General features: G+C 72.7%; 9 protein-coding genes and 1 pseudogene. 8 read left to right on the top strand and 2 right to left on the bottom strand.

The window, feature by feature from the left end; all coding sequences use genetic code 11:
• From ESO86_RS18765 to ESO86_RS09140, 7 genes and pseudogenes are all read left to right on the top strand, one after another.
• Positions 1 to 192 (top strand): annotated as a pseudogene (locus tag ESO86_RS18765) (protoporphyrinogen oxidase); the annotation flags it as partial.
• A 113-nt stretch (positions 193 to 305) separates the two neighbouring features.
• Complete coding sequence (locus tag ESO86_RS09165; RefSeq protein WP_207207077.1) at positions 306 to 791, top strand: YtxH domain-containing protein; 486 nt, start codon at positions 306 to 308, stop codon at positions 789 to 791.
• 23 nt (positions 792 to 814) lie between these two features.
• Complete coding sequence (locus tag ESO86_RS09160; protein WP_129234620.1) at positions 815 to 1,219, top strand: phage holin family protein; 405 nt, start codon at positions 815 to 817, stop codon at positions 1,217 to 1,219.
• Entirely contained in the window at positions 1,206 to 1,499 is a 294-nt protein-coding gene (locus tag ESO86_RS09155) for a DUF3618 domain-containing protein (RefSeq protein WP_129234619.1), read from the top strand. The genes ESO86_RS09160 and ESO86_RS09155 overlap by 14 nt, the downstream gene beginning before the upstream one ends.
• A complete protein-coding gene (locus tag ESO86_RS09150) occupies positions 1,480 to 2,166 on the top strand; it encodes a GntR family transcriptional regulator (protein WP_165307567.1) in 687 nt (228 codons plus the stop codon). The genes ESO86_RS09155 and ESO86_RS09150 overlap by 20 nt, the downstream gene beginning before the upstream one ends.
• A gap of 25 nt (positions 2,167 to 2,191) precedes the next feature.
• Positions 2,192 to 3,301 (top strand): class I SAM-dependent methyltransferase, encoded by a 1,110-nt coding sequence (locus ESO86_RS09145; protein WP_129234617.1) that lies wholly within the window; start codon positions 2,192 to 2,194, stop codon positions 3,299 to 3,301.
• 57 nt (positions 3,302 to 3,358) lie between these two features.
• Positions 3,359 to 3,868: an OsmC family protein gene (locus ESO86_RS09140; RefSeq protein ID WP_129234616.1), complete on the top strand. Its 510-nt coding sequence runs from the start codon at positions 3,359 to 3,361 to the stop codon at positions 3,866 to 3,868.
• Between the two features lie 66 nt (positions 3,869 to 3,934).
• Here the strand turns inward: ESO86_RS09140 and ESO86_RS09135 are convergent, their stop codons facing one another.
• Complete coding sequence (locus ESO86_RS09135; protein ID WP_129234615.1) at positions 3,935 to 5,245, bottom strand: hypothetical protein; 1,311 nt, start codon at positions 5,243 to 5,245, stop codon at positions 3,935 to 3,937.
• Positions 5,235 to 5,798, bottom strand: a complete 564-nt coding sequence (locus tag ESO86_RS09130) for an RNA polymerase sigma factor (RefSeq protein ID WP_129234621.1) — start codon at positions 5,796 to 5,798, stop codon at positions 5,235 to 5,237. Before ESO86_RS09130 ends, ESO86_RS09135 begins: the two co-directional genes overlap by 11 nt.
• Before the next feature lie 111 nt (positions 5,799 to 5,909).
• On the opposite strand from ESO86_RS09130, the gene hemQ reads away from it, so the two are divergent.
• Positions 5,910 to 6,644: a hydrogen peroxide-dependent heme synthase gene (hemQ, locus tag ESO86_RS09125; protein WP_129234614.1), complete on the top strand. Its 735-nt coding sequence runs from the start codon at positions 5,910 to 5,912 to the stop codon at positions 6,642 to 6,644.
• Positions 6,645 to 6,759 lie beyond the last annotated feature (115 nt).

Raw genomic sequence — 6,759 nt, 5'->3', positions numbered from 1 at the left:
GCGCTCTCGCAGGCCGCGGTCGGCCAGCGCGACCGCGTCCGCGCCCTGGAGGCCGCGCTCGAGGGCGAGGAGGGGCTCGCCCTCGCAGGCTCGTGGGTCGCCGGTACCGGGCTCGCCTCGGTCGTGCCGCACGCCATCGAGGCGGCCGAGCGCATCCGGCGGCTGTCGCTCCGGATGGCGGAGGATGCATAGCCGGATCGGCATACGATCGTCGGGATCGCCCGACAACCCCCTTGCGCCGCACCTGCCTGGGTCTACGCTGGAGTGACGCTGTCTGAAGAACCGCAGCGGGGGATGGGGTGCACATGAAGGGCAAGATCCTCTTCGTCGTCGGTCTCGGCGTGGGCTACGTGCTCGGCACGAGGGCGGGGCGGGAACGCTACGAACAGATCCAGAAGGCCGCCGAGAACGTCTGGAACCAGCCGACCGTGCAGGAGGGCGTCCAGACCGTGAAGGACTTCGCGATGGCGCGGGTCGGCGACGTGAGCGACGCCGTGCTCGACAAGGCCAAGAAGGTCGTGCGGCAGATCTCGGAGGGATCGTCGACCACCGGCACGCCCGCGAAGTCGTCGGGCGGCGCGAAGTCGACGGCCGCCAAGTCGACCGGCTCGAAGTCGACCGGCGCGAAGTCGACGTCCTCGAAGTCGACCGGGACGAAATCGACGTCCGCGAAGTCGTCCGGCGCGAAGTCGTCGGGCTCGAGCTCGTCGACCCGCGCGAGCTCGGCGAAATCCGACGCATCGGACTCCAAGGCCTCGGGCTCGTCCGGGTCGTCCTCGTCCTCGTCCTGACCGACCACCGGAGGTGACACCCGATGGCTGCACCACTCAACGACGACCGGTCGCTGTTCACCCTGGTCGGTGAGCTGCCCGACCAGATCCAAGCGCTCGTCAAGGCCGAGATCGACCAGATCAAGGCGGAGCTGAGCTACAAGGCCAAGCACTTCGGCATCGGCGCGGGGCTCGTGATCGCCGCCGCCTTCGTCGGCATCTTCCTGCTCGGCACCCTCATCGCGACGGGCATCCTGGCGCTCTCGCTCGTGATGCCGGGCTGGGCGGCGGCACTCACCGTCTCCGGCATCCTGCTGCTCATCATCGCGATCCTCGTGGGCGTCGCGCTCGCGAGCTTCCGACGCGGCAGCGAACCGCTCGAGACCATCGAGAGCGTCCGCCAGGACATCGACGCGATCACCGGAAGGGGCGACTATGGCGGCCACTGACGTCGTCCGGCTCGACAAGAAGCAGCAGCGCAACCTCACGCGGCTGCAGGCGCACGACAACGCGCGCGCCGCGCGCGACCAGCTCGCCGGAACGCTCGGCGCGCTCGAGGAGAAGCTCAACGTGCCCAAGCGCGCCGCGCGCGCGACGGCACGGGCGAAACGCCGCATGCAGCGCTTCGCCGACGAACAACCCGGTGCGGCGATCGCCGTGGCCGTCGGGATCGCGGCCGCCGTCGGCGTCGGGGTCTGGCTCGTGGTGCGTGCCAACCTCGACCGCTGACCAGGGCCGCCTCGACGCCGCTCCGGCGTCGACCGCCGTCGAGCGCGTCACCTCGGTGCTGCGTGACGAGATCCTGAACGGCGAGCTCGCACCGGGGACCCCGCTCCGCGAGGAGTCGGCGGCGGCCCGCCACGGCGTGTCCCGGCACACCGTGCGTGCCGCGTTCCAGCGGCTCGTCGCCGAGCGGCTGGCCGTCGCCGAGCCGTACCGCGGCGTCCGCGTGACGAGCTTCGACGACCGTGAGATCATCGCGCTGCAGCAGTTGCGCGCAGCGCTCGAGGTCGAGGCGCTGCGCATCGCCTTCGCGCGCTTCGGCGGCACGCTGCCCGACCACGTGCTCGCCCCGGCCCGGGCAGCCGTCGACGCGATGGAGCAGGCCGCCGACGACGGTCCCGGCGGGGCGACGGATGCCGCGTGGCGGCGCATCGAGCGCTTCCACGCCGAGTACCACGCGTCTCTGGTCGCGGCCTCCGACAGCCCGCGCATCATCGAAGCCCACGCGGCGATCGGCAGCGAACTGCTGCTCTTCGTCGCGCACATCCGGCGGCATGCGAGTGTCGCCGACCTCGTCGAGGAGCATCGGCGCCTGCTGGTCGAGCTCCTCGAGCGCGGGCCCGAGGCCATGCGCGACCATCTCGAGCACTCCACCCGGCTGCTCACCGACTGAGCGGCCCACCTCGTGAGGAGGCGACGTGTCCGTCACCGATCCCACCCCTCCAGAACCCGCCGCCGTCGACCCCGTCGACGCGTTCGCCGACCGCATCTTCACGTCCGCGCTCGGCGCATTCGAGACGCTCGCCGTCCACCTCGGCGATCGGCTCGACTGGTACCGCATCCTCGCCGAACGCGGCTCGCTCACCTCGTCCGAGCTCGCCGAGGCCGCCGAGACCGGCGAGCGCTACACCCGCGAGTGGCTCGAGCACCAGGCGGTGAGCGGCATCCTCGCGGTCGACGACGCGGACGCCGCGGCATCCGACCGGCGGTACTCGCTGCCGCCCGCGCACGCCGAGGTGCTGACCGACGACGAGTCGCTCGCGTACCTCGCCCCCATCGCGCGCATCGTCGCCAGCGCCGCGGCGCAGCTGCCCGGGCTGCTCGACGCGGCGCGCACCGGCGGCGGCGTGCCGTGGGCGTCGTTCGGCAAGGACATGCGCGACGCGCAGGGCGACATCAACCGACCGTGGTTCGACCGCGAACTCGCGGGCGCGCTGGCATCGGTCCCCGAGCTCGACGCGGTGCTCAGCCGACCGGGCGCTCGGATCCTCGACGTCGGCTGCGGGCACGGCTGGTCCTCGCTCGCGCTCGCCCGGGCCTACCCCGAGGCGGTCGTCGACGGCGTCGACATCGACGGGCCCTCGATCGAGTCGGCCCGTGCCCACGCAGACGAGGCCGAGCTGGCGGACCGCGTGACCTTCCACCTCGGCGGCGGCGAGGCGCTCGCCGAGGATGACGCGTACGATGCGGCGTTCGTCTTCGAGGCCCTGCACGACATGCCGAACCCGGTCGAGGTGCTCGGAGCGCTCCGGCGCGTCGTTCGCGACGACGGCGCCGTCGTGATCATGGACGAGGCCGTGGCCGAGCGGTTCGCGCCCGACGGCGACGACGTCGAACGGGTCATGTACGGCTACAGCCTGCTCGTCTGCCTGCCCGACAGCCTCTCGACGCCGGGCTCGGTCGGCACCGGCACGGTCATGCGACCGTCGACGCTCGAGGGGTATGCGCGCAGTGCCGGCTTCGCCTCGGCCGAGGTGCTCCCGATCGAGGGCTTCGCGGCGTTCCGGTTCACCCGGCTGCACCCCTGATCGGCGGCCGAGGTCACGCGTTTTGTGCCGACGGCGCAAGGCGGCCAAGATGACGCAATGGACCAGGCCGAGCTCCGCGCGCTGCAGGCGCCGCTGAAGGACCGCTACCGCACCGATCCGGACTCCGCGATCGCGACCGTCGCCGCCCGAGCGGCCTTCGTGGAGCCGGGCATCACCGCGACCGTCGAGGGGTGGGCCGGTCCGGTGCGCACGGGGCTGCACCCCACGACGGGCGGCGACGGCTCCGACGCCTGCTCGGGCGACCTGCTGCTGCAGGCGCTCGTCGGGTGCGCGGGCGTCACGCTCCGGTCGGTGGCGACTGCGATGGGGCTCGAGCTCCGCTCCGCGGAGGTCCGCGCCGAGGGCGTCTTCGACGCGCGGGGCACGCTCGGCATGAGCCGCGACGTCCCCGTGGGGCTCCTCGACGTCGTCGTGACCGCGATCGTCGACACCGATGCCGACGATGCGACGCTCGAGCGCCTCCGTACGGGCACCGAGCGGTTCTGCGTCGTCGCCCGCTCGCTCGCCGAGACCCCGGAGTTCGTGATCGAGCGCGCAGCGCGCTGAGCCGGGTCCGCCACGAGGCGGACCCGGCCGGCACGGCCGGATCCGCCTCGCGCGACTCGGTACCGGTCAGCCGTCGAGGTCGCGGACGCGCTGCGCAACGATCGCGGCGATGTCGACGATGTGCGCCCTGGACGCCTCGATCTGGGCGGTCGGCTCGTACTCGCCTCCCCGGACGGGCGATGCGGACACGCTCACCCAGTCACCGGAGACCACCGCATCGAATCGGCAGCTTCGCGAGTCGTCAGCGCACCGGAGGACCGCCGTGCCGTCCGTCGCGGCATCGAACGCGATGACCTCGCCGCCATCGGCGAGCCAGCCGTCCCGATACCGGTCGACGCCCCAGGCGCCGTTCGGGAGGACGCCGACCTGCGCGAACGTCGCGTCGCTGCTCGCGAACCCGACGTGGCACCGCACCGCACCGGTCTGGTCCGCCGCGTACGCGTACTGGCCGACGCGCGGGCCATCCCAGCGCGCCCCGGTGTCGAGATCGGGCTCGCCGATCACCGCTGCGAGATCCGGCGCAGGCGCCAGGTCGTCGCACGACGCCGCAGCGACGGGGCTCGCCGCGCCCGGGTCCCACCGCGGGGCCGGCTCGACCGCCGAGAGGACCCGGACGAGCGGGTCCGTGAGGCTCAGGAACCGCGTGCGCAGTTCGTCGTCGGACAGGCTCTCCGCGTGAGCACCACGGACGCGGAACTCGACCCAGGTCGAGCCGATGACCCCCACCAGCTCGCAGAAGCCCATGGGGTTCGCCACGCAGCGCGGGCCCTGGACGGCGGGCCCGTACGTCGGGTCCGCGGACTGGTAGAGCTCGACGTACTCCGCCGCGGCAGCCAGTCCCTCGGGCAGGACCGTGAGGGTGGCGTCCTGACCCCCGGTGTCGGGCAGGGACGGATCGGCGCCGTTCGACCACGTGCACGTCAGGGCCCCGAGCTGCTCGAGCGCTGCGGCGTCGGCCATCCGCGACGGGTCCGATGCCGGCCCGGTGACCGGCGATCCGACGTCGCCGAGGAAGGCGAGCAGGTCCTCGGCGACGACGACCTGCTCGCAGGTCACCCCGAGCCTCGATGTCGGCCGCGAGGGTGCTTCCGTCTCGACGGGGAAGTACCTGGGGCTCGCCGTCGGCAGCACGGCGGGCGATCCGCCCGCGGCCGGGGTGTCGTCGTCCCCGGCCAGGGGCAGTGCCCCGAGCGCGATGGCCGCGCCCGCGGAGCCCAGGCCGAGGAGGAGCGCGGCAGCGAGGATCGAGGCGAGGATGCGGTCGGTGAGCGCGCGGCGTTCCGCCGGCTGTTCCTGCGCGACCCGCGCCATGACCTCCGCCTTCATCCCGGCGAGCAGGCGATCCAGCTCCTCGCCGTTCGGTGGATCAGTTCTCATCGGCGGTCACCGCCCTCCTCAGTCGTGCCCGGTTCCGGGACACGCGTTGCTTCAACGCCCCGACCGTCAGCCCCAATCGCTCGGCAGCCTCGGCGTACGGGTGCCCCTCGACGAGGCAGAGCTCGCAGATCCGCCGGTCGAGCGGTTCGAGCCGATCGATCTCGGCGAGGACCCACTGGAGCTCCTCGCGCGCGCGCTCGGTGGTGTGGTCGCGACCCGCAGCGACCCCGCGGCCGCCTGCGGCGTCGTCGGGCAGCGCATCGGCGGCGTGCCGCTGCGCCTTGCGCGCGAGGTTGCGTGCGAGGTTCCGGCACGTGACGAGGAGCCATGGCAGCAGCGAGACGTCCGGCAGGGTGACCTCGGCCGACTTGCGCCAGGCGGTCAGGAACGTGTCCTGGACGATCTCCTCCACGTCCATGCGGTTGGGGGCGAGCGCCCAGGCGTACCTCGTGACCGCGGCAGCGTGTCGGTCGAACAGGGTGGCCAGGGCCTGTTGGTCGCCGCCCGCCAGTCGCCCGAGCAGTTCGGCGTCGCTCTCGTCGTCCTCTTCCACGTGCACCTCCTCACCCTAGGAATGTCATCGAACGGTGAGAAGGTGACGGCATCCTCCGGAATCGTCGCCGCCCCTTTTTGACCTTTCAGGTTGCGGGGGGAGGATAGTGCCATGTCTTCCCCCGCTGCCGAAGGGGCAGCCGCGAGCGCACTCGATTCCGACCCGACCCCCTCGCCCGAGGGCTACACGCTGTTCGCCGTGTTCCGCAAGGATCCGGCGCGCCCAGACGACCTCGACGGGCACGACGTGCCCCGATTCGTCGGCGAACTCGACGGCGTGATCCGCCTCGTCGAGGACGAGGGCGTCGTGGTCCGCGGCATCTACGACGTGTCGGGGCTCCGCGCCGACGCCGACGTCATGCTGTGGATCCACGGCCCGACCGCCGAGGGCCTGCAGTGGGCGCTCCGCGAGCTCCGCCGCGCGCGGCTGCTCCGCGCCCTCCTGCCCACCTGGAACGCGATGGGCGTCCACCGCGACGCCGAGTTCAACAAGGCGCACGTGCCCGGGTTCCTCCGCGGCGTCGAGCCGAAGTCGTGGCTCACGATCTACCCGTTCGTGCGCAGCTACGAGTGGTACCTGCTCCCGCCCGAGGAGCGGGGGCGCATGCTCGCCGAGCACGGCCGCAAGGGAGCCGCCTTCCGCGACGTCGTCGCGAACACGGTGTCGGCGTTCTCGCTCGGCGACTACGAGTGGCTGCTGCCGATGGAGGCCGACGAGCTCACCGACCTGGTCGACATGATGCGCGACCTGCGCGCGACCGACGCCCGACGTCACGTGCGCGACGAGCTGCCCTTCTACACGGGCCGCCGCATCACCACCGCCGAGCTCGTGGAGGTGCTGCAGTAATGGCCGCGACGAACCTCGGCGGTGCGGGCGCCGACTCGGCGGAGCGCGCACGGGCGGCCGCAGCGGGCCACCCGCTTCGCGGCGTGAAGCCCGCGGCCGCGACATCCGCCCCGCT

This window comes from Agromyces binzhouensis (genome assembly GCF_004135055.1).
Lineage (GTDB): Bacteria > Actinomycetota > Actinomycetes > Actinomycetales > Microbacteriaceae > Agromyces > Agromyces binzhouensis.
Note: the sequence above shows the minus strand (reverse complement) of the source record. Positions and strands in the feature narration are given on the sequence as shown.